The sequence below is a fragment of the Streptomyces luteosporeus genome, from assembly GCF_039532865.1.
GTDB lineage: Bacteria > Actinomycetota > Actinomycetes > Streptomycetales > Streptomycetaceae > Streptomyces > Streptomyces luteosporeus.
Genome location: NZ_BAAASL010000003.1, coordinates 71,222 through 90,271, shown reverse-complemented (window position 1 = coordinate 90,271; position 19,050 = coordinate 71,222). Strand labels below are relative to the sequence as shown.

Genomic DNA, 19,050 nt, shown 5'->3' with positions numbered 1-19,050 from the left:
GTGTCCGGGCCCGGTCACGGGCAGACTGCGCCTGAAGGGCGATCCGGACACGACACGAAAGGCGGTACGCCGTGGCGGAAGCGGAATTCAGCGCGAGGGGCGTGCGGATCGACCGCGACCACCGGTCGCTGACCCGGGCCGGACAGGTGCAGATCAAGGACGGCCGCCTGGAGCTGCTGACCAGTTACGGCCGGGAGATCGACAGCGCGCCGGTGGACTCGGTGCAGGCCCGCAAGCCCTGGCTCGCCCGCGACCGGGCGAGGGCGACGGTCAACGGCCACCATTACGTGCTCACCCTGGGCGCCGAGCACGAGGCGGCCGCCGAGGACGCCGAGGACAAGGCCGAGGAAGAGGTCAACCGTTTTCTGGAGGTGGTGCGGTCGGCGCACGGAAGCACGCCGAAGCACTGACGGGTGCAGGAGTTGCGAAGGCGGCTGCGAGAGTCGACCCTTGACGCAAGTACCGGCATCACCGAGGGTCTACCGGCGGTCACCCTGCGGACCAGTCCGCCGTACGGACCGGCGGGGGGACGCCGCCGGTCCGCAACAGGCGCGTGAGGCAACGCGTTTCGGAATCAGGCTAGCCCTACTTCTTCAGGGAGTCGCAGCCGTGATCAGCCGAGTGAACAGGCACTGCACCGTCGAGCTCCAGGCTCTGCCGCCGCGGATCGGCCAGGTCCGCAGAATCGTATCTGCGCAGTTGCGCTACTGGCATCTCGATCCGCTCATCGACCGCGCGGCCTTGTGCGTCACCGAGCTGCTGACCAACGTTCACCAGCACGCGGAGCCCGACAAGCACTGCACGGTCGAACTCGACCTGGTGCTGGACCGGCTGACCGTCTCCGTGCGCGACCACGACCCCCGGCTGCCCACCCTGGGCGCTGCGGACCCGGCGAGCACCCACGGCCGGGGGCTGGCCCTGGTGGCCGCGCTCAGCTCCAGCTGGGGCGTGCAGGAGCGGCCGGACGGCGGGAAGGTCGTCTGGTTCACGCTGTCCGTTCCCGCGAGCGCCCCGTCGACCCCGCCGCGCACGGCCCGCCGCCCCAAGAAGCGCGCCGCCCTGCCGGCCACGCTCACCCCCCACGAGGAACCCGCCCTGGCCGGCGCCCGCCCCACCCGAACCCGCACCTGACCAGCGCCCCGAAGGGGCGCGGGGCACACGGCCCCACCCCCAGGGGCGCGGGGAACTGCGCGACAAGCCACAACGGAGCCGCACCCGACCGCGCACCCCGCAAGCGGGCGCGTCACCCCACCAGCACCCGCAGAGGATCGTCCAGCACCGGCTGCCAAGCCGCCTCCGCCGCCCCGATGAGACTGTTGAAGTCGAGCGTGCAGGCGAGGATCGGGACGCTCCCGCTGCGCCCCCACAGGCTCCGGTCGGCCACGACGGCCCGCAGCCGCTCGGGGTCGGCTTCCAGCAGTTCGCGGTGGAGTCCGCCGAGCAGGATCCGATCCGGGTTGAGGATGTTGACGAGTCCCGCCAGCCCGAGCCCGAGCCGGTCGACGACCAGTTCCGCCGCGGCCCGTACCGCCGGGTCGGAGTACTCCGAACGGAGCAGCTCCCGCGACTGCTGCAGCAGTGACACCGCGGGGCCGGGCGTGCGGCCGGCCGCCGTGAGGAAGGCGAGCGGGTCGGTCTCGACGTCGAGGCATCCGCGGCTGCCGCAATGGCACGGCAGCCCCGCCGGGTTGACGGTGAGGTGGCCGACTTCCAGGGCGAGCCCGGAGCTGCCGGTGTGGGGACGGCCGTCCAGGACGAGCGCCCCGCCGACTCCCCGGTGGCCGGTGGCCACGCACAGCAGGTGCCGCGCGCCGCGGCCGGCGCCGTGCCGGTGCTCGGCGAGGGCGGCGAGGTTGACGTCGTTGCCGGCGACTCCCGCGAGCGGCCTGCCGTCCGCTCCGGTGATCCCGCTCTTGGCGAGGGCTTCGGTGAACAGCCGGCGTACGGGCGCGCCGGCGGGCCAGGACAGGTGCAGCGGGTTGAGGGCGGTGCCGTCGGGTTCGGCCACGGCCGAGGGCACGGCGAGGCCCGCGCCGAGGCACTGCCGGCCGGTCTCGCGCAGCAGGGTGGCGCCGGCTTCGACGACGGCGTCGAGGATGCGGGAGGGGTCGGCGGGGACGTCCATGCAGCCGGGTGCGGTGGCGACCATGCGCCCGCCGAGGCCGACGAGGGCCGCCCGGTAGCCGTCCGCGTGGATCTGCGCGGCGAGGACGACCGGTCCGCCGGGGGCGATGGACAGCCGGTGGGAGGGGCGTCCCTGGGCGCCGGCGGCCACGGGGTGCGGGTCGACGGTGATCAGCCCGAGGGCTTCCAGTTCGGCGGCCACGGCGCCAGCGGTCGCCCGGGTCACGCCGAGTTCGGCGGTGAGCACGGCGCGGGTGGGCGCGCGGCCGGTGTGTACGAGCTGGAGGGCCGGGCCGAGCGCCCCTCTGCCCCGCTCCAGGCGGGTGGTCCGGGTCTGGGTCACGCTCCTATTCTGACTTTGTGCCGTCGCTGAACAAAACACGGACGGCCGCCTGCGTGTCAGTGCCGGCTGACAGGATGGCTGTGTGAGCGAGGGGAGGCTGCCGTGGTGATCGCCCAGGAGCGCGGCTGGCTGTGCGCGGGCCTGCGCTGGAGCGCGGACGGCCCGGCCCTGGTGTGGCGCCGCCCCGGGCGCGGCGAGCGCCTCTCCCCGCTGCCGCCCGGCAGGGCGCTGTCCTTCACCACGGGCGCCGGCCGCCACTGTGTGGGCGTGCGCCGCGGCGGCCGGCACACCCCGTGCCCGACCGGTGCCGGCGTCCCGGCCACGGTCACCTCGGCGCAGTGCGCCGACTGCGCCCGGCTGGACCGCTCCCGCTCCGTGGCGGCCGACACCCTGGCCGACGACCCCCGTCCCTACGACGTGTACCTGGCGTGGTTCGGCCCCGGTCTGGTCAAGGTCGGTATCACGGCCACCGAGCGGCAGGGTATCCGCCTGCTGGAACAGGCCGCGTTGTCGTACGTGCTGCTGGGGCGCGGCCCGCTCATGGCGGCACGCCGCGCGGAGGCCGTGCTGGGTGCCGCCCTCGCGGTCCCCGACCGCATCCCGTACGCGGCCAAGCGCACCGCCCGCCATCCGCTGCCGCCGCGGGAGCGGCGCGCGCGGGAGCTGGCGGCGACGCACGCGCAGGCGCTCGGGCTGGCGGGGCTGCCCGAGTCGCTGCACACGCTGCCGCCGGCCGTGGTGCACCACGACGAGGCGTTCCACACGGAGGGCATACGCACCGGCGGGGCCCTGGCCGAGCTCGCCCCCGGGTGCACGGTGGCGGGCCGGGTGGCCGCCGTGGCGGGCCCGGACGTCCATCTGGAGACGGCCGAGGGCCACCAGCTGGTCGTCGACGCGCGGCAGCTGGCCGGCTGGCCGCTGACGGCCGCCGCGCCAAACGCCCGGACGACGGCGGCGGTCCGGGCCGCGGCGCCGGAGCCCGAAGGGCTCTTCTGACGGGAAGCCGCCGCTACGGTGGTGCCATGACGGCCCTGAGCTTCGAGCGCCACTGCGCGGAAATCCTCGCGCAGACGGCCCTGTTGAGGTCCCACGTCCACGGGGCGGACGCGGACGCCCCGGTGCCCACCTGCCCCGAGTGGACCCTCGGCCAGTTGCTGCGGCACCTCGGCGGCGCCCACCGGTGGGCGGAGACGGCCGTACGGACGCGGGCGCAGGAGCCCGTCCCCGACACGGAGCTGAACACCGTCCCCCAGCGCACCGGCGAGGACCTCGACCCGCTGGGCTCCTGGCTGGAGGAGGGCGCGGCGCTGCTGGCCGGGACCCTGCGCACGGCCGGGCCGGCCGCACCGGTGTGGTCGCCGGTGCCGGAGGAGTCGGCCCGCTACCGGTGCGCCGGGTTCTGGGCCCGCAGGATGGCCCACGAGACGGCCGTGCACCGGGCGGACGCGGCGCTGGCCGTGGGGGCGGAGTTCGCGCTGGAGGCCGAGGTGGCGCGGGACGCCGTCGAGGAGTGGCTGGGCTTCGCCGGCCTGCCGGAGGCGTACGAGGCGGCCCCGGGCCGGCCGGGCCTGCTCGGCCCCGGCCGCACCCTGCACTTCCACGCCACCGGGGCCCGGCCCGCCGACTGGTTCGTCGACCTGACCGGTACGGCCCCCGTGGTGCGCCCGGCACCGGCCGACGCGACGGTCGTGGTGCACGGCTCCCTGACGGACCTGCTCCTCTTCCTCTACCGCCGCCCGGCCCCGGACGTCCACGTCACCGGCGACGCGGGGCTGCTGGCGCTCTGGCTGGACCGCACGGGCTTCTGGCTCCAGGAGGAGTGAGGGCCCCACCCGAGCCCGGTTTGCCCCTCGGGTGCGGGTCGTTCCTGGCTGGTCGCGCAGTTCCCCGCGCCCCTTTGGGGCGCCCCATTCGGGGGCCGGCTCAGGCGCCCGACGTACCCGGGCGGTCGATGCCGGCCAGGGTGCGCCGGGCCACCGGATGCGTGCGGACGATCTCGGCGAGCGTCGTCGAGCCGCTGGTGATGCGCGCGAAGGCGCGCCACGCCGGGCGGAAGCCGGTGACCGCGGCGTGGATCAGGCCGGGCCGGCGTTCGAAGAGGGCGAGCATGCGGCGCCCGACGCCCATCTCGACCCCGAGCCCGGCCTTGATGGCGAAGGCGTAGTTCAGGGCCTGGCGGCGGGCGTCGACGGCGTCCTGCGCCTCGGCGATGCGTACCGCCCACTCCCCCGCCAGCCGGCCGGAGCGCAGGGCGAAGGAGATGCCCTCGCGCGTCCACGGCTCCAGCAGCCCGGCGGCGTCGCCGCAGACGAGGACCCGGCCGCGGGAGAGGGGGGAGTCGTCGGTGCGGCAGCGCGTGAGGTGGCCGGAGGAGATCTTCGGCTCGAAGCCGGCGAGGCCGAGCCGGCCGATGAAGTCCTCCAGGTAGCGCTTGGTGCCGGCGCCGTCGCCGCGGGCGGCGATGACGCCGACGGTCAGGGTGTCGCCCTTGGGGAAGACCCAGCCGTAACTGCCGGGCATCGGGCCCCAGTCGACGAGCACCCGGCCGGCCCAGTCCTCGGCCACGGTGGCGGGCACGGGGATCTCGGCCTCCAGGCCGAGGTCGACCTGCTCCAGCTTCACCCCCACGTGGGCGCCGATGCGCCCGGCGCTGCCGTCGGCGCCGACGACGGCGCGGGCCAGGACGGTGCTGCCGTCGCCGAGGACGACGGCGACGGTGCGCCGGTCGGGCACGGCCGCACCGTGCTGTTCGACGCGCGAGACGGTCACCCCGGTGCGCACCTCGGCCCCGGCGGCCCTGGCGACGTCGACGAGTCCGGCGTCGAACTCGGGCCGGTTGATGAGCCCGAAGAGCATCCGCTTGGAGCGGCGGGTGCGGGTGAGCTTGCCGTTGAGGGAGAAGGTGACGGCGTGCACGCGGTCGCGCAGCGGCAGCTCGAAGCCGGGCGGCAGCGCGTCGCGCGAGGGGCCGATGATGCCGCCCCCGCAGGTCTTGTAGCGGGGCAGTTCCGCCTTCTCCAGGAGCAGCACCCGGCGGCCGGCGGCGGCCGCGGCGTGGGCCGCCGAGGCGCCGGCGGGCCCGGCGCCCACCACCACGACGTCCCAGACCGGTTCCCCGGCCGGCTCGCCGGCCGTCTGACGTCCCTCGTCCCGGGCTGCGCTGTCGCTGCTCACCTGTGCCTTCGCTCCCCACACCTTCACGGCAACGGCTTTCGTCCGCATCCTACGGCCCGTCGCGGCGCGCCCCCTCGGGGGTGAGCCCGGGGCGGGCCGTGGGAGGATCGGCGGACACAACCGTGCATCCGTACGAAAGGTGCGGTCACGGCACGAACGACCGCTGCCGCGTCTCGAAGGAGAGCGTTCCATGGACACGTCCTCGTCCCGTCTGCCGGACCCCGCCGCGCTGGCGACCACCGTCGCCGGGCTCACGCAGCGGGCCCGGACCGAACTGGCCGAGCTGGTGGCCTTCCGATCGGTGGCGGACGAGGCGCAGTTCCCCAAGAGCGAGTGCGAGGCGGCCGCGAACTGGGTGGCCGGCGCCCTGCGCGCCGAGGGCTTCGAGGACGTGGCGCTGCTGGACACCCCGGACGGCACCCAGTCCGTCTACGGCCACCTGCCCGGTCCGGCCGGGGCGCCGACCGTGCTGCTGTACGCCCACTACGACGTCCAGCCGCCGCTGGACGAGGCGGCCTGGGTCTCCCCGCCGTTCGAGCTGACCGAGCGCGACGGGCGCTGGTACGGCCGGGGCTCGGCCGACTGCAAGGGCGGCTTCATCATGCACCTGATGGCGCTGCGGGCGCTGAAGGAGCACGGTGGCGTGCCGGTCGGCGTGAAGGTGATCGTGGAGGGCTCGGAGGAGCAGGGCACCGGGGGCCTGGAGCGGTACGCCGAGGCGCACCCGGAGCTGCTGGCGGCCGACGCCATCGTCATCGGTGACGCCGGCAACTTCCGCCTCGGCCTGCCCACGGTGACGGCCACCCTGCGCGGCATGACGCTGGTGCGCGTGCAGGTGGACACGCTGGAGGGCAACCTGCACTCCGGCATGTTCGGCGGTGCCGCGCCGGACGCGCTGGCGGCCCTGATCCGCGTCCTGGACAAGCTGCGCGACGAGGACGGCTCGACGGTCGTGCCCGGCCTGGAGGAGCAGGCGGCGGCGAGCTGGGAGGGCCTGCAGTACCCGGAGGCGGACTTCCGCAAGGACGCCAAGGTGCTCGACGGCGTCGCGCTGATCGGCTCGGGCACGGTGGCCGACCGGCTGTGGGCCCGCCCGGCCGTGACCGTCCTCGGCATCGACTGCCCGCCGGTGGTCGGCGCGACCCCGTCCGTGCACGCCAGTGCCCGCGCCCTGATCAGCCTGCGGGTGCCGCCGGGCACGGACGCGGCCGCGGCGACGAAGCTGCTGGCCGCGCACCTGCAGGCGAGCACCCCCTGGAACGCCCGGGTCTCGGTGGAGCAGGTCGGCCAGGGCCAGCCGTTCCAGGCGGACACCTCCAGCCCGGCGTACGAGGCGATGGCCCGGGCCATGGGTGTGGCGTACCCCGGCGAGGAGATGCAGACCGCGGGCATGGGCGGCTCGATCCCGCTGTGCAACACCCTCGCCTCGCTCTACCCGCAGGCGGAGATCCTGCTCATCGGCCTGAGCGAGCCGGAGGCGCAGATCCACGCGGTGAACGAGAGCGTCTCGCCGCAGGAGCTGGAGCGCCTCGCCCTGGCCGAGGCGCTCTTCCTGGCGGACTACGCGGGCAGCCGCACCTGAGCGTCCGCCGGTTGGGGCGCGGCGCGCCCCCAGGGCATGTCCGGCGAATCGGCGTCATGCCGCGCCACGGCGCCCCGTAAGGGGCGCGGGGAACTGCGCGATCAGCCACCGACGGCCTGCAGCCGACGTGGCACCCCGCGCCCCGGGCACGGCACTTCGTCTGCGGGGCGCGTCGTGGCTTGTCGCGCCCACGCGGCGGAGCCGCAGATCGACACTGCCCCGCGCCCCTACGGGGCGGCGCCGTCACCCCACCGGGACGCCGGCCTCCAGGTTGTACGGGCAGCCCCGTTCCCGGGCGCGCAGCGCCCACCGCAGCCGGCTCAGGCGGACCGGCGGGAGCATCGTGGCCGCCTCGTCCTCGGTGACGAAGCGCCAGCCGCGCAGCTCGGAGCCGGGCAGCAGCAGGCGGTGGGCCTCGGCGGAGTGCAGCCGCCCGCCGTCGAAGAGGAAGCGCATGCCGCCGAAGCCGGGTGGCTTGGGCGGCTCCCAGTCGACCACCAGCAGCCGCGGTACGTCCTGCAGTTCGATGCCGATCTCCTCGGCGACCTCGCGCATGCCGGCCCGGGCGGGGGCCTCGCCCTGTTCGACGACGCCGCCGGGGAACTCCCAGCCGGGCTTGTAGGTGGGGTCGACGAGCAGGAAGCGGTCGTGTTCGTCGAACAGCAGCACGCCGGCGGCGAGCGTGGCCGCCGTCGGCTCGGGCGTCTGGACGATGGGGCAGTAGCCGGCGGTGCCGTTGCGGACGGCTTCGGCGACCTGTTCGGCGACCTCGCGCGGGGTGCGGCCGGCGGTGTCGACGACCAGGCCGTCCTCCTTCAGCCAGCCGAGGGCGGCCCGGTAGGGGGCCAGGTGGTCGCGCGCCCACTGCCGTACGGATTCGCTGCGCACCGCGTCGCCGGGGAATTCCACGCGTGCCTCGATGCGCTCCCGCAGTATCGTTTCGTCGGCGGTGAGCACCACATGGCGCACCTGGATCCGACGGGAGGCGAGGGCGCCGAAGATCTCGTCGCGGTACTCCTGCCGCAGCAGCGTCATCGGCACCACGAGCACCCCGCCCACCTCGGCCAGCAGCGCCGCCGCGGCGTCGGCCACCATCCGCCGCCACATCGGCAGGTCCTGGTAGTCGGTGACCTGCGCCATTCTCTTCTGCGGCAGCAGGTGCCGCAGTGCCGCGCCGATCACCTCCGGGTCGTAGAGGGTGCTGTCCGGAAGGAGCCGGACCAGTTCCTGCGCCGTGCTGGTCTTGCCGCCACTGAACGGGCCGTTCAGCCAGACGATCACGGTTCCCCCTTCTGCGCGGTCCCCCAGGGACCGCCCCCGACAGCACGTCCCGCACCACCTTGCCACGGAAACGTGTACGAGGGGCATGGTGCCCGCGCCCGATCGCCGGGCCCGTCTTGACCAGGGCCTGAGCCCACGTCATATGCCGGAGGCGTTCCCCGGCAGTCCCCACAGCCCCAGCTCCCCCGCGGCCGCGGCCGCCGCGCCCACCAGGCCCGCGTCCGCGCCCAGCCGGGCCGGCACCACCCGGACGCCCGCGGCGAAGGACAGCGCCGCGTACTCGCGCAGGCACGCGCGCAACGGGCCGAAGAGCACCTCGCCCGCGCCCGCCACACCGCCGCCCACCACCGCGACGTCGACCTCCACGAGGGTGGCCGTCGCGGCGATGCCGGCGGCCAGCGCCCGGGCGGCGCGGGCGAAGGAGGCGCGCGCGGCCTCGTCCCCGGCGCGGGCCGCGGCGGCGACGGCCTGGGCGCTCGCGTCCCCGTCCGCCCCCGGCCGCCAGCCCTCGGCCAGCGCCCGGCGGGCGATGTTCGGCCCGCTGGCGATCCGCTCCACGCAGCCGCGCCCGCCGCAGGCGCAGCGGTCCCCGTCGAGGTCGACGCTGATGTGCCCGATGTGGCCGGCGTTTCCCGTGGGGCCGGGATGCAGGCGACCGCCCAGCACCAGGCCACCGCCGACGCCCGTGGAGACCACCATGCACAGCGCGTTGTCGTGGCCGCGGGCGGCGCCCTGCCAGTGCTCGGCGGCGGTCATCGCCACCCCGTCGCCCACCAGTACCACCGGGAGCCCGCCACTTGCCGCGGTCACCTCGGCGACCAGCGGAAAGTCCCGCCAGCCGGGCACGTTGACGGGGCTCACGCAGCCGGCGGAGGCGTCCACGGGCCCGGCGCTGCCGATGCCCACGGCCCGTACGCCCGACCACTCGGCGGCCGCGGCCAGTTCACCGAGGACCGCCGCGACCGCGGCCATGACCGCGGCCGCGTCCCCGTCCGCCGGGGTCGCCCGGCGGACGCGCCGCAGCAGCCGGCCGCGGCCGTCCACCAGCGCGCCGGCGATCTTGGTGCCGCCGATGTCGAGAGCGGCGACGAGGTCGCCGGGTTCGGTGTGCACGGTGCTCGCGTCTCTCCTGGGTGCGGCCGGTCGGTCGGTGTACGGGCCCCAGTCTCACCGGGGTTGACAACGTTGTCCACCTCTATGCTCGACACCGCCCCCGCGCAACCGGCGGCCCCCGCACGCACAAAGGACCGGAAAACGCCCATGAACACCGCCCGCGGCCCCCTCGTGGGGCAGCCGCGCTACGGCACCCGCCCCACCATGAAGGACGTCGCCGCCCGCGCCGGCGTCGGCCTGAAGACGGTCTCCCGCGTGGTCAACGGCGAGCCGGGCGTCACCGCCGAGACCGAGCGGCGCGTCCGCGACGCCATCACCGCCCTCGGCTTCCGGCGCAACGACAGCGCCCGCATCCTGCGCAAGGGCCGCACCGCCTCCATCGGCCTGGTCCTGGAGGACCTCGCCGACCCGTTCTACGCGCCCTTGAACCGCGCGGTGGAGGAGGTCGCCCGGGACCACGGCGCCCTGCTCTTCAACGGCTCCAGCGCCGAGGACCCCGAGCGCGAGCAGGAGGTCGCCCTCGCCTTCTGCGCCCGCCGCGTCGACGGCCTGATCGTCATCCCGGCCGGCCACGACCACCGCTACCTCGAACCCGAGATCGCCGCCGGCATCGCCACCGTCTTCGTCGACCGGCCCGCCGGGCTCATATCCGCCGACGCGGTCCTCTCCGACAACTTCGGCGGCGCCCGCGAGGGCGTCGCCCACCTCATCGCCCACGGCCACCGGCGCATCGGCTTCATCGGCGACCGGCCCGGCATCCACACCGCGGCCGAGCGACTGCGCGGCTACCGGGCCGCGATGGCGCAGGCGGGGCTGCCCGTGGCCGACGAGTGGCTGGGCCTCGGCCCCACCGCCCCCGACCGCGTGCGCGCCGCGGCCGAGCGCATGCTCACCGGCCCCGAGCCGGTCACCGCCCTGTTCACCGGCAACAACCGCGTCACCGTCACCGTCCTGGAGCTGCTGGCGCGTTCGCCTCGGCCCGCGGCCCTCGTCGGCTTCGACGACCTGGAACTGGCCGGCCTGCTCTCCCCCGGCATCACGGTCGTGGCCCAGGACGCCGCCCGCCTGGGCCGCACCGCGGCCGAACTGCTCTTCCAGCGCCTGGAAGGCGCCGAGGACACCCCGCGCCACGTCGAGGTCCCCACCCGCCTGGTGGTCCGCGGCTCCGGCGAACTGCCGCCCGTCACGGGGTGACTCCTGGGCCGTCGCCCCGCAGGGGCGCGGGGCGGTGTCGATGTGCGGCTCCGCCGCGTGGGCGCGACAAGCCACCGACGGCCTGCGGCCGAAGCCCCACCCCAGCACCGGCCTGCGGGCGCGCCGTGGCCGATCGCGCCCACGCGCTCGCGCGCCCGCAGGCAGGGTGCCGTCCTTCGCCCGGGCCTGGGGGTGGCGCGTCGACTGCGGGCCGTCGGTGGCCGATCGCGCAGTTCCCCGCGCCCCTGGCGGGGCACTGCACCAGCACACGGCGTCCCGTCAGGGGCGCGTCGACTGCGCGACAAGCCACGACGCACCCCCGGACGGGGTGCCGTGCCGCGCCCGCGCGGCGGCAGCCGCAGGTCGGCACCGCCCCGCGCCCCTACGGGGCGCCGTGCAGCGGCAGCGCCGCGAAGACGTGGTCCTGCCACACCAGGCGGGACGCCTCCTCCGGGTAGGCGGTGGTCACCGGCCGGGTGTCGAAGAGCCGCGTCAGGCGCTGCTCGGCGTCGTACGCCGGCCAGCCGGGGTCGCCGTGCGCGGCGAAGGCCGCCCACGCGGCGCGCAGGGAGGCGGAGACCTCCTCCGCGGCGGGACGGGCGCCGCCGCCGTCGCCGATCATCATCGTGGCCAGGCCGCTGCCCAGGTTGCCGAACACCAGCGGGACGTCGAGGCCGTGGCAGGCGCCGAAGGCGCCGCCCATGGCAGGGGCCGCCCAGGTCAGCTCGTACAGGTGGGCGCGTCCGCCGCCGGCGGTCTGCGCCGTGGCGAGGTGGAGGCTCGGCATGCGGAACAGCCGGTCGGAGTTGACCAGTTCGTACAGCTCGCCCGGGCCCGCGGCCGGGAAGGCGTCGCGGTAGCGGCGGGCACCGTCCGGGCCGGGGGCGAACCGCTCCAGGGCGGTGGCGGCCTGCTCCGGCGTCACCTGCCCGAGCGTGCCGTCGACCACGTCGAACAGTCGCTGCTCGTCACGGGTGTGGCCGACCACGAGGTCCACGTCCCGGCCGGCACCGCCGGCCAGGGCCTGCCAGGGCGTGGCGGACAGGACGTCGCCGTCGACGACGGGCGAGAACAGGATGGGCCGGTGCGCGATCGAACCCCAGCGCCCCGCGAACGCCGCCGCCTTGGCGCCGACCGCGTCACCGGCGGCCGACAGCCGGTCCGGGGCCACGGTCGCGAGGTCGGCCGCGGTGGGCCGCAGGCCCAGCTCGGCGGCGCAGGCGGCGGTGACGTCGGCGGCGAGTTCCGGTGAGAAGAAGGTGCCCGGCACGCTCTGTGCGACGGCCCGGCGGAAGAGCCCGGCCGCGCGCGGCACCGTCAGCAGCGCGGCGATCGATCCCGCGCCCGCCGACTGGCCGAAGACCGTGACCCGGTCCGGGTCGCCCCCGAAGGCCCGGACGTTGTCCCGGACCCACTCCAGCGCGGCGATCTGGTCGAGCAGCCCCCGGTTGGCGGGCGCCCCCTCGATCTGCGCGAAACCCTCGATGCCCAGGCGGTAGTTGAACGTCACCACGACGAGACCGCCCTCCCGCGCGAGGCGGGCCCCGTCGTACTCCGGCTGGGCCGCGGTGCCGACGATGTAGGCGCCGCCGTGGAGCCACACCAGCACCGGAAGGCCCGCCCCCGTACGCGGTTCGGGCGACCAGACGTTGACCGTCAGCCAGTCGGTGCCGGTGCCCCGCGACAGCGCGTCCATGCCGAACGCCGCAGCCTGCGGGGGCGGCGGGCCGTACGCCACGGCCTCGCGCACGCCCTCCCAGCGCCCGGCCGGCCGGGGCGCGGCGAACCGCAGGCCGCCCACCGGCGGCTCGGCGAACGGAATCCCGCGGAAGACCGCCACGCCCTCCTGCGTGCTGCCGCGCAGCACTCCGGACGCGATGCGCACTTCGGGAGGGGGTCCGGTGGTTTCGGGCACGGCAGTGGTCATCGCAGTCCCTTCCCGGGCACGGGGTGGCCGCCATCGTCGATCCTCCCGTCGGATCAGGACGAGCGCCAGCCGTTTTCCGCGCGCCCGCAACGGCCCGCCAGGGCGTCGAGGGCAGAAAGGGCGAGGCCCGTCGGGCCGGTGACCTCCGCCGCGTCGAGCGCACCGCAGTCGACGCCCCGCAGCAGGAAGCCGGCCAGCGCCCGTGCCGTGGCCGGCTCGTCCAGCACGGCGCCGTCGCCGCCGCCGGCGGCGTAGGCCGCCAGCCGCTCCGCGGCCGGCCCGAGGCCCTCGCGGTAGAAGGCGTACACCGCGGCGTAGCGCGTGGGCAGCTGCGCCGGGTGCATGTCCCAGCCCTGGTAGTACGCCCGTTCCAGGGAGCGCCGCACGAGGGCGTGGTGCAGCCGCCATCCCTCGTGGACGCGTTCGCGCGGGCCGACGGGCAGGACGTTCGTCGAGCCGTCCGACAGCCGCACCCCGGTGCCCGCCGCGGCGACCTGCATCACGGCCTTGGCGTGGTCGGCCACCGGGTGGTCCGGCGACTGGTGGGCGGCCGCGACCCCGCACGCCGCGCTGTAGTCGAACGTGCCGTAGTGCAGGGAGGTCACGCGCCCCTCCCCCGCCTCGACGAGGCGGGCGACCGTGGCCCGGCCGTCGGGCCCGAGCACGGCCTGCGCGGTCTCTATCTGTATCTCGAACCCGAGCCGGCCCTCGGGCAGGCCGTGCGCCTTCTCGAACTCCTCCATGAGCCGCACCATCGCCGCCACCTGCGCCGGGTGGCTGACCTTGGGCAGCGTGACCACCAGCCCGTCCGGCAGCCCGCCCGCGGCGATCAGCCCGGTGAGGAAGACGTCGAGGGTGCGGATGCCGCGCTCGCGCACGGCGGCCTCCAGGCACTTGATGCGGATGCCCGTGTACGGGGTCCCGGTGCCGGCGGCCACCAGACGGGCGGCCCGCGCCGCGGCGGCGTCCTCCTCGGCGTCCGGGCGCACCCCGTACCCGTCCTCGAAGTCGATGCGCAGGTCCTCCACCGGTTCCGTGCCCAGCTTGGCCCGCACGCGGGCGTACACCTCGCCTGAAAGCTTCTCCGGCAGGCCCAGCACCGCGCCGAACGCGGCGGCATCGGCCGCGTGTTCGTCGAGCGCCGCCAGCGCCTGCTCGCCCCAGGCCCGCGCGGTGCCGGCGCCGAAGGCATCGGCCGGGACGTACACGGTGTGCACCGGCTGACGGGTGCCCGGCTCCCCGGGATAGCGCCGCGCCAACGCGGCATCGACCGGCCCGAGCAGCGCCCCGATGCGCTCGCTCACCGCGCGCGTGAAGGTCGTCACGACTTCCGGCTGCGTCCCCATGCGTCCCTCCGCCACCTCGCGTACTGACCGTCCGGTGGCGCGAACGTAGCCAGGCGCGAGGGCACGGGGCAATGGTGCGGCCGGTGTCAGAAGTACTCGCGCACCACGTGTTCGGCCGCGCGGTTCTCGGCGGTGGGTGGGTCCAGTTCGCTCAGGGACAGCAGGTCGGTGTCGTCGCGCAGGTAGTCCTCCCAGGTCGCGGCCAGTTTCTCCTGTTCCTCGCGCGGCAGCTGCTGGACGTCCTCCCGGCTGGCCGGGCTCAAAGCGTGGAGAAACCGCGTCACGGTGTCCGTCTCCATGGGGCCTCCTCGTGGGATCCGTCCTCCGGACGGATCTCTTCCAGCGCCCGGCGCGCGGGGACACCTGGGGGGACGGCAAGGTCACCCGGACGGAGCCGTCACAGGGTCAGGAGCATGGTCAGCATCCCTATGGCCATCGACAGCCGGCAGGCGTGCGTCAGCTCGCGGCCCGGTGGCCGCGGCGGGCCGCCCGCCGGGGCGGGTACGGGCACGACGGCGGCCGCGGTGCGGACGACGTACGCGGCGAAGTACAGCAGGAGGAGGCCGGTGAGCAGGGGCGTGCCCGCCGGGCGGTGGTGGCCGGTGTGGGTGCCCTGGGTGGATGCCGGCACCATCGCCACGGACATGTAGACCATCGCCAGGGCTCCCACCGTGTGGTGCAGATGGTGCCCCGTCATCAGGGCGCGCACGGCGGCCGCGGCGAAGAGCGCGGCGAGGAGCACCGGTCGCCAGGGGGCGGTGTCCCAGGCGGTGGCCGGCACGGCCATGGCGGCCATGCCCAGGCCCATCACCGCGTCGTCCGCCGCGGACCGGCGCTCCCCCGCGGCGCCGGTCCGGGCGCGCAGGAGGCAGTACGCCCCGGTGGCCGTGCCCAGGACGACGAGCAGCCAGCCGGCCAGCGGCGGTCCGTGCACGGCGCACCTCCCCGGGCGTGCACACCTCCTGGGGAGGCTGCCCATCCGTGGGGCCGCGCACGGGAGCGCACGGGCGCACACGGGGAGCACGCCGGCCCCGTCGCATGCGCCCGCTCACCGCCGGCGCACGAGCCGCCTCTCAGATGCCGGGCCGGTAGCGCAGGGGGTGTCCCTCGGGGATCTCGACCACCGCGATGCGCACCCCGTCGGGGTCGGCGATCCACATCTCGATCAGTCCCCACGGCTTGCGCTCGGGGGCTTCCAGCACCGTCACGCCGCGGGCGGCGAGCTCCTCGTGGGCCGCCGTGACGTCGGCGACCTGGAGCCACAGTTCGAGTCCGGGGGCGGGCGGGGCCGGGGAGCGGCCGGAGACCTCCAGGAATCCGCCGCCGAGGAAGTAGACGACCCCGCGCTCGGGGCCGGTACCGAATTCGCGGTATACGGCGAGCCCCAGCGTTTCGCCGTAGAAGGCCCGGGACCGCTCGGGGTCGGTCGGTCGCAATAAGAACCTGCTGCTCAGTACGTGCACCATGCCGGTGACTGTACGCATTCCGGCTCGGCTAGGGTCGTACGTACGCCCGAAACCGCGCGAAAGGATCCCGGTACCCATGGAGACCGTCACCCCCGGCACGGACCTGCCCGTCTTCCGGATCGCGGACGCGGGGGACGTGCCCGCGCTGGTCGCGCTGGTGGAGTCGGCGTACCGGGGCGACGCCAGCCGCGCGGGCTGGACGACGGAGGCCGACCTGCTGGACGGGCAGCGCACGGACGCCGCCGGTGTGCTCCGGCTGCTGGACGACGCCGGCAGCCGGCTGCTGGTGGCCGAGCGGGACGGCGAGCCGGTGGCCTGCTGCCACCTGGAGCACCGCGGCGACCACGTCTACTTCGGCATGTTCGCGGTCCGGCCGACGGCGCAGGGCGGCGGCCTGGGCAAGCTGGTGATGGCCGAGGCGGAGCGGCTGGCGCGCGCCGAGTGGGACGCGCGGGCGATGCACATGACGGTGATCAGGCAGCGCGAGGAGCTGATCGCCTGGTACGAGCGCCGCGGCTACCGCCGTACGGGGCGGATGAGCCCGTTCCCGTACGGCGACGAGCGGTTCGGCATACCGCGCCGGGCGGACCTGGAGTTCGAGCTGCTGATCAAGGACCTCGTCTGACCCCGGGCGGCAGCGCCCTCCTCACAGCCGTCCCGCCGCCACGAGCCGGCTGAGGAAGCGCCGTGTGCGCTCGTGGCCGGGCTCGCCGAGGACGCGGGCAGGAGTGCCGCGTTCGACGACCACTCCGCCGTCCAGGAAGCACACCTGGTCGGCGACGTCGCGGGCGAAGCCCATCTCGTGGGTGGCCAGGACCATGGTCATGCCCTCGTCCTTCAGGCCGCGCACCACGTCGAGCACCTCGCCGACGAGCTCGGGGTCGAGGGCGGCGGTGATCTCGTCCAGGAGCAGCAGCCGGGGCCGTACGGCCAGGGCCCGGGCGATGGCCACGCGCTGCTGCTGGCCGCCGCTGAGCCGGTCGGGGTACTCCCCGGCGCGGTCGGCCAGGCCGAGCCGCTCCAGCAGGGCGCACGCCCGCTCCTCCGCCTCGGCGCGGGGCACGGCGTGCACGCGGCGCGGGGCGAGGGTGATGTTCTGCAGCACGGTCATGTGCGGGAAGAGGTTGTACGCCTGGAAGACGACGCCGATGCGGCGGCGCACGGCGTCCTGGTCGGCGCGGGGGTCGGTGATCTCGGTGCCGTCGAGCAGGATCGCGCCGTCGTCGATCTCCTCCAGCAGGCCGGCGCAGCGCAGCAGCGTGGACTTCCCCGAGCCGGAGGAGCCGATGAGCGCGGTGACGGTGTGCGGGGCGACCTCCAGGTCGACGTCGCGCAGCACGACGGTGCCCTCGAAGGACTTCCTGACGGCTTCCAGGCGCAGGACGGGGTGCGCGGGGCCGGCGATGGCGTCCGCGGGTGTGGTCGCAGCGGTCACAGCAGTCCTCCCTTGGCGCGGCGGCGGTCCATGCGGGCGGTGACGGCGTCGGTGAAGCGGGTCATGGGGACGGTCAGGGCCACGAAGATCAGTCCTGCGACGACGTAGGGCGTGTAGTTGAAGGTCTTCGCGGCGCTGATCTGCGCGGCGTAGACGGCGTCCACCGCTCCGGCGACGGAGACGAGGCCGGTGTCCTTCTGCAGGGAGACGAGGTCGTTGAGCAGCGGCGGCACCACGGCCCGCACGGCCTGCGGCAGCACGACGAAGCGCAGGGTCTGCCCGGTGTTCAGGCCGAGCGAGCGGGCGGCCGCGCGCTGGGAGGGGTGGACGGATTCGATGCCGGCGCGGAAGACCTCGGCGACGTAGGCGGAGTAGGTGAGCACGAGCGCGGTGCCGCCGAGCAGGACGGGGTCGGTGGTCACGCCCTGCAGGCGCAGGGCGGGGACGCCGAAGACGACCACGAGCAGGCAGATGATCAGCGGCAGGCCGCGGAAGAAGTCGGTGTAGGCGGCGGCGAGCACGCGCAGCGGGAGGAGGACCGGCCCGCGCAGGGTGCGGGCGACGGCGATCAGCAGGCCGAGGACGAGGACGGCCGCCCCGCACACCAGCAGCAGCCGGACGTTGAGCCACAGTCCGGTGAGGATGTGCGGCAGGGCCTCGCGGGCGTGGTGGTAGCTGAGGAAGGTCTGCCGGGTGCGGGGCCAGCCGGGCGAGTTGACGACGAGGAGGACGAGGGCGAGGGCGGTGAGCAGGGTGCTGGCGGCGGCGAGCGCCCGGGCACGGCGGGCGCGGGCGCGCCGGAAGCGTTCGCGTTCCAGGCGCCGGGCGGAGGGCACGTAGCCGTCCGCCCCGGGTGCAGCGTCCTTCGGCCGGGCCGTCGTCCCGCGGGCCGTCATCGCAGCTCCGGTGCGCCGGCGGCGTCCGCCAGCCACTGCTTCTCCAGGCGGGCCAGGGTGCCGTCGCCGCGCAGGTCGTCGACGGCCTTGCTGACGCACGGGGTGAGCCGGCTGCCCTTGTCCAGGACGAGCCCGAACTGCTCGGCGCGGGCGCCGGTGGCCGGGAACTGGCCGACGACCTTCGCCTCGGGCACCTCGGCGGAGGTGATGAAGAAGGCGGTGGGCAGGTCGACGACGACGGCGTCGACCTGACGGTTCCTCAAGGCGCTTTTGGCGTAGTCGTTCTTCTGGAAGACCGCGGGCTGCCGGTCGGGCCTGATGACGTCGTTGACGACGTCGAGGCTGGTGGTGCCGACCTGGGCGCCGAGGCGGGCGTGCTTCAGGCCGGCGGCGGTGGTGGCTTGCGCGGCCGGCGAGTCCTTGAGGGCGACGACGGCCTGGCGCACGGAGTAGTAGCCGCTGGAGAAGTCGACGGCGCGGCGGCGTTCGTCGCTGATGGAGACCTGGTTGATGTCGAAGTCGAAGTCCTTGGGGCCGGGTGCGACCGCGTTGTTGAAGGGCACGGTGCGCCAGCGGACCGCCGAGCGGTCGAAGCCGAGGCGGGCGGCGACGGCGTAGGCGACGGCCGACTCGAAGCCCTTGCCGTCGGCCGGGTCGTCGCCTTGGAACCAGGGGGCGTAGGCGGGTTTGTCGGTGCCGACGGTGAGCGTGCCGGGGGTGCGCGTGGCGGGTCTGGGGCCGGTGCAGGCGGCGGGTGCCGCGGTGCCGGTCTCGTCCTGCGGCGCGCAGCCGGTGACCGCGGCGAGCAGCACGGCGAGGGCGGCGGCCAGGCGGGCGGGCTGGGTGGCGACGGGCATGGCGGGAGACTGGCAGCGGCCGTGCGGGGCTGTCCAGGAGGGACCGCCGTCCGTCCGGATGGCGGAAGGTTGTTGCCTGTGCATGAACGGGACGGCATGAACGGGCCGGCACAAATGGACCGGCACGAATGGACCGGCTTGAACCGGCCGGAACGTCATGAAGCGGCCGCAACGTGGGTAGCCGTCCGGGAAGGACGGTGCACCCCGTGCGTGGCCGGTTTTCGCCCGTGTCGCGGGGGTGAAAGGCGCGCCGGGGGTGGCGCACGTCCTCTCGCGTTGCCTCGTTCGGGGTAGGCGCACAGGAAAAACGTC

General features: G+C 75.3%; 19 protein-coding genes. 7 read left to right on the top strand and 12 right to left on the bottom strand.

Going from position 1 to position 19,050, the window contains the following annotated elements; translation table 11 throughout:
- Positions 1–71 precede the first annotated feature (71 nt).
- Both ABD361_RS04545 and ABD361_RS04540 read left to right on the top strand, forming a co-directional pair.
- On the top strand, positions 72–410 hold the full coding sequence (locus ABD361_RS04545; RefSeq protein WP_344433367.1) for a hypothetical protein: 339 nt from the start codon (positions 72–74) through the stop codon (positions 408–410).
- 199 nt (positions 411–609) lie between these two features.
- Positions 610–1,131 (top strand): ATP-binding protein, encoded by a 522-nt coding sequence (locus ABD361_RS04540; RefSeq protein ID WP_344433366.1) that lies wholly within the window; start codon positions 610–612, stop codon positions 1,129–1,131.
- 112 nt (positions 1,132–1,243) lie between these two features.
- On the opposite strand, the gene ABD361_RS04535 is transcribed toward ABD361_RS04540, so the two are convergent.
- Positions 1,244–2,467, bottom strand: a complete 1,224-nt coding sequence (locus tag ABD361_RS04535) for an ROK family protein (protein ID WP_344433365.1) — start codon at positions 2,465–2,467, stop codon at positions 1,244–1,246.
- A gap of 108 nt (positions 2,468–2,575) precedes the next feature.
- Between ABD361_RS04535 and ABD361_RS04530 the strand changes: the two genes are divergently transcribed.
- A complete protein-coding gene (locus tag ABD361_RS04530; RefSeq protein ID WP_425583152.1) occupies positions 2,576–3,463 on the top strand; it encodes a DUF2797 domain-containing protein in 888 nt (295 codons plus the stop codon).
- A 26-nt stretch (positions 3,464–3,489) separates the two neighbouring features.
- On the top strand, positions 3,490–4,290 hold the full coding sequence (locus ABD361_RS04525; protein ID WP_344433363.1) for a maleylpyruvate isomerase family mycothiol-dependent enzyme: 801 nt from the start codon (positions 3,490–3,492) through the stop codon (positions 4,288–4,290).
- 100 nt (positions 4,291–4,390) lie between these two features.
- On the opposite strand, the gene ABD361_RS04520 is transcribed toward ABD361_RS04525, so the two are convergent.
- Positions 4,391–5,641, bottom strand: a complete 1,251-nt coding sequence (locus ABD361_RS04520) for a geranylgeranyl reductase family protein (RefSeq protein WP_344433362.1) — start codon at positions 5,639–5,641, stop codon at positions 4,391–4,393.
- A 190-nt stretch (positions 5,642–5,831) separates the two neighbouring features.
- On the opposite strand from ABD361_RS04520, the gene ABD361_RS04515 reads away from it, so the two are divergent.
- Complete coding sequence (locus ABD361_RS04515; protein WP_344433361.1) at positions 5,832–7,223, top strand: dipeptidase; 1,392 nt, start codon at positions 5,832–5,834, stop codon at positions 7,221–7,223.
- A 243-nt stretch (positions 7,224–7,466) separates the two neighbouring features.
- On the opposite strand, the gene ABD361_RS04510 is transcribed toward ABD361_RS04515, so the two are convergent.
- Positions 7,467–8,504, bottom strand: a complete 1,038-nt coding sequence (locus ABD361_RS04510) for an NUDIX hydrolase (RefSeq protein ID WP_344433360.1) — start codon at positions 8,502–8,504, stop codon at positions 7,467–7,469.
- A 138-nt stretch (positions 8,505–8,642) separates the two neighbouring features.
- Positions 8,643–9,617 (bottom strand): ROK family protein, encoded by a 975-nt coding sequence (locus tag ABD361_RS04505; RefSeq protein ID WP_344433359.1) that lies wholly within the window; start codon positions 9,615–9,617, stop codon positions 8,643–8,645.
- Between the two features lie 147 nt (positions 9,618–9,764).
- Here ABD361_RS04505 and ABD361_RS04500 point away from each other — a divergent pair, with 147 nt between their 5' ends.
- Complete coding sequence (locus tag ABD361_RS04500) at positions 9,765–10,811, top strand: LacI family DNA-binding transcriptional regulator (protein WP_344433358.1); 1,047 nt, start codon at positions 9,765–9,767, stop codon at positions 10,809–10,811.
- A gap of 382 nt (positions 10,812–11,193) precedes the next feature.
- Here ABD361_RS04500 and ABD361_RS04495 read toward each other — a convergent pair whose 3' ends face one another.
- From ABD361_RS04495 to ABD361_RS04475, 5 genes are all read right to left on the bottom strand, one after another.
- A complete protein-coding gene (locus tag ABD361_RS04495) occupies positions 11,194–12,738 on the bottom strand; it encodes a carboxylesterase/lipase family protein (protein WP_344433357.1) in 1,545 nt (514 codons plus the stop codon).
- A gap of 53 nt (positions 12,739–12,791) precedes the next feature.
- Positions 12,792–14,084: a DUF6986 family protein gene (locus ABD361_RS04490; RefSeq protein WP_344433356.1), complete on the bottom strand. Its 1,293-nt coding sequence runs from the start codon at positions 14,082–14,084 to the stop codon at positions 12,792–12,794.
- A gap of 86 nt (positions 14,085–14,170) precedes the next feature.
- Positions 14,171–14,383 (bottom strand): hypothetical protein, encoded by a 213-nt coding sequence (locus ABD361_RS04485; RefSeq protein ID WP_344433355.1) that lies wholly within the window; start codon positions 14,381–14,383, stop codon positions 14,171–14,173.
- A 98-nt stretch (positions 14,384–14,481) separates the two neighbouring features.
- The gene (locus tag ABD361_RS04480) at positions 14,482–15,018 is read right to left on the bottom strand and encodes a DUF5134 domain-containing protein (RefSeq protein ID WP_344433354.1); all 537 of its coding nucleotides are present in this window, start codon (positions 15,016–15,018) and stop codon (positions 14,482–14,484) included.
- Between the two features lie 139 nt (positions 15,019–15,157).
- Entirely contained in the window at positions 15,158–15,550 is a 393-nt protein-coding gene (locus ABD361_RS04475; protein WP_344433353.1) for a VOC family protein, read from the bottom strand.
- A gap of 76 nt (positions 15,551–15,626) precedes the next feature.
- On the opposite strand from ABD361_RS04475, the gene ABD361_RS04470 reads away from it, so the two are divergent.
- The gene (locus ABD361_RS04470; protein ID WP_344433352.1) at positions 15,627–16,175 is read left to right on the top strand and encodes a GNAT family N-acetyltransferase; all 549 of its coding nucleotides are present in this window, start codon (positions 15,627–15,629) and stop codon (positions 16,173–16,175) included.
- A gap of 21 nt (positions 16,176–16,196) precedes the next feature.
- On the opposite strand, the gene ABD361_RS04465 is transcribed toward ABD361_RS04470, so the two are convergent.
- From ABD361_RS04465 to ABD361_RS04455, 3 genes are read right to left on the bottom strand one after another with little or no spacing between them, the layout of a single operon-like run.
- Entirely contained in the window at positions 16,197–16,985 is a 789-nt protein-coding gene (locus ABD361_RS04465; RefSeq protein ID WP_344433351.1) for an amino acid ABC transporter ATP-binding protein, read from the bottom strand.
- Positions 16,982–17,881 carry an amino acid ABC transporter permease gene (locus tag ABD361_RS04460; protein ID WP_344433350.1) on the bottom strand — a complete coding sequence of 300 codons (900 nt, stop codon included), beginning with the start codon at positions 17,879–17,881 and terminating at the stop codon, positions 16,982–16,984. The genes ABD361_RS04465 and ABD361_RS04460 overlap by 4 nt, the downstream gene beginning before the upstream one ends.
- Positions 17,878–18,738, bottom strand: a complete 861-nt coding sequence (locus ABD361_RS04455) for an ABC transporter substrate-binding protein (RefSeq protein ID WP_344433349.1) — start codon at positions 18,736–18,738, stop codon at positions 17,878–17,880. Before ABD361_RS04455 ends, ABD361_RS04460 begins: the two co-directional genes overlap by 4 nt.
- Positions 18,739–19,050 lie beyond the last annotated feature (312 nt).

Excerpts from the sequence above, each read along its gene's own strand:
- ABD361_RS04495 (WP_344433357.1), bottom strand. The coding sequence starts at position 12,738 with ATGACCACTGCCGTGCCCGAAACCACCGGACCCCCTCCCGAAGTGCGC.
- ABD361_RS04525 (WP_344433363.1), top strand. The coding sequence starts at position 3,490 with ATGACGGCCCTGAGCTTCGAGCGCCACTGCGCGGAAATCCTCGCGCAG.
- ABD361_RS04455 (WP_344433349.1), bottom strand. The coding sequence starts at position 18,738 with ATGCCCGTCGCCACCCAGCCCGCCCGCCTGGCCGCCGCCCTCGCCGTG.
- ABD361_RS04515 (WP_344433361.1), top strand. The coding sequence starts at position 5,832 with ATGGACACGTCCTCGTCCCGTCTGCCGGACCCCGCCGCGCTGGCGACC.
- ABD361_RS04470 (WP_344433352.1), top strand. The coding sequence starts at position 15,627 with ATGGAGACCGTCACCCCCGGCACGGACCTGCCCGTCTTCCGGATCGCG.
- ABD361_RS04500 (WP_344433358.1), top strand. The coding sequence starts at position 9,765 with ATGAACACCGCCCGCGGCCCCCTCGTGGGGCAGCCGCGCTACGGCACC.
- ABD361_RS04485 (WP_344433355.1), bottom strand. The coding sequence starts at position 14,383 with ATGGAGACGGACACCGTGACGCGGTTTCTCCACGCTTTGAGCCCGGCC.
- ABD361_RS04475 (WP_344433353.1), bottom strand. The coding sequence starts at position 15,550 with ATGGTGCACGTACTGAGCAGCAGGTTCTTATTGCGACCGACCGACCCC.
- ABD361_RS04460 (WP_344433350.1), bottom strand. The coding sequence starts at position 17,881 with ATGACGGCCCGCGGGACGACGGCCCGGCCGAAGGACGCTGCACCCGGG.
- ABD361_RS04490 (WP_344433356.1), bottom strand. The coding sequence starts at position 14,084 with ATGGGGACGCAGCCGGAAGTCGTGACGACCTTCACGCGCGCGGTGAGC.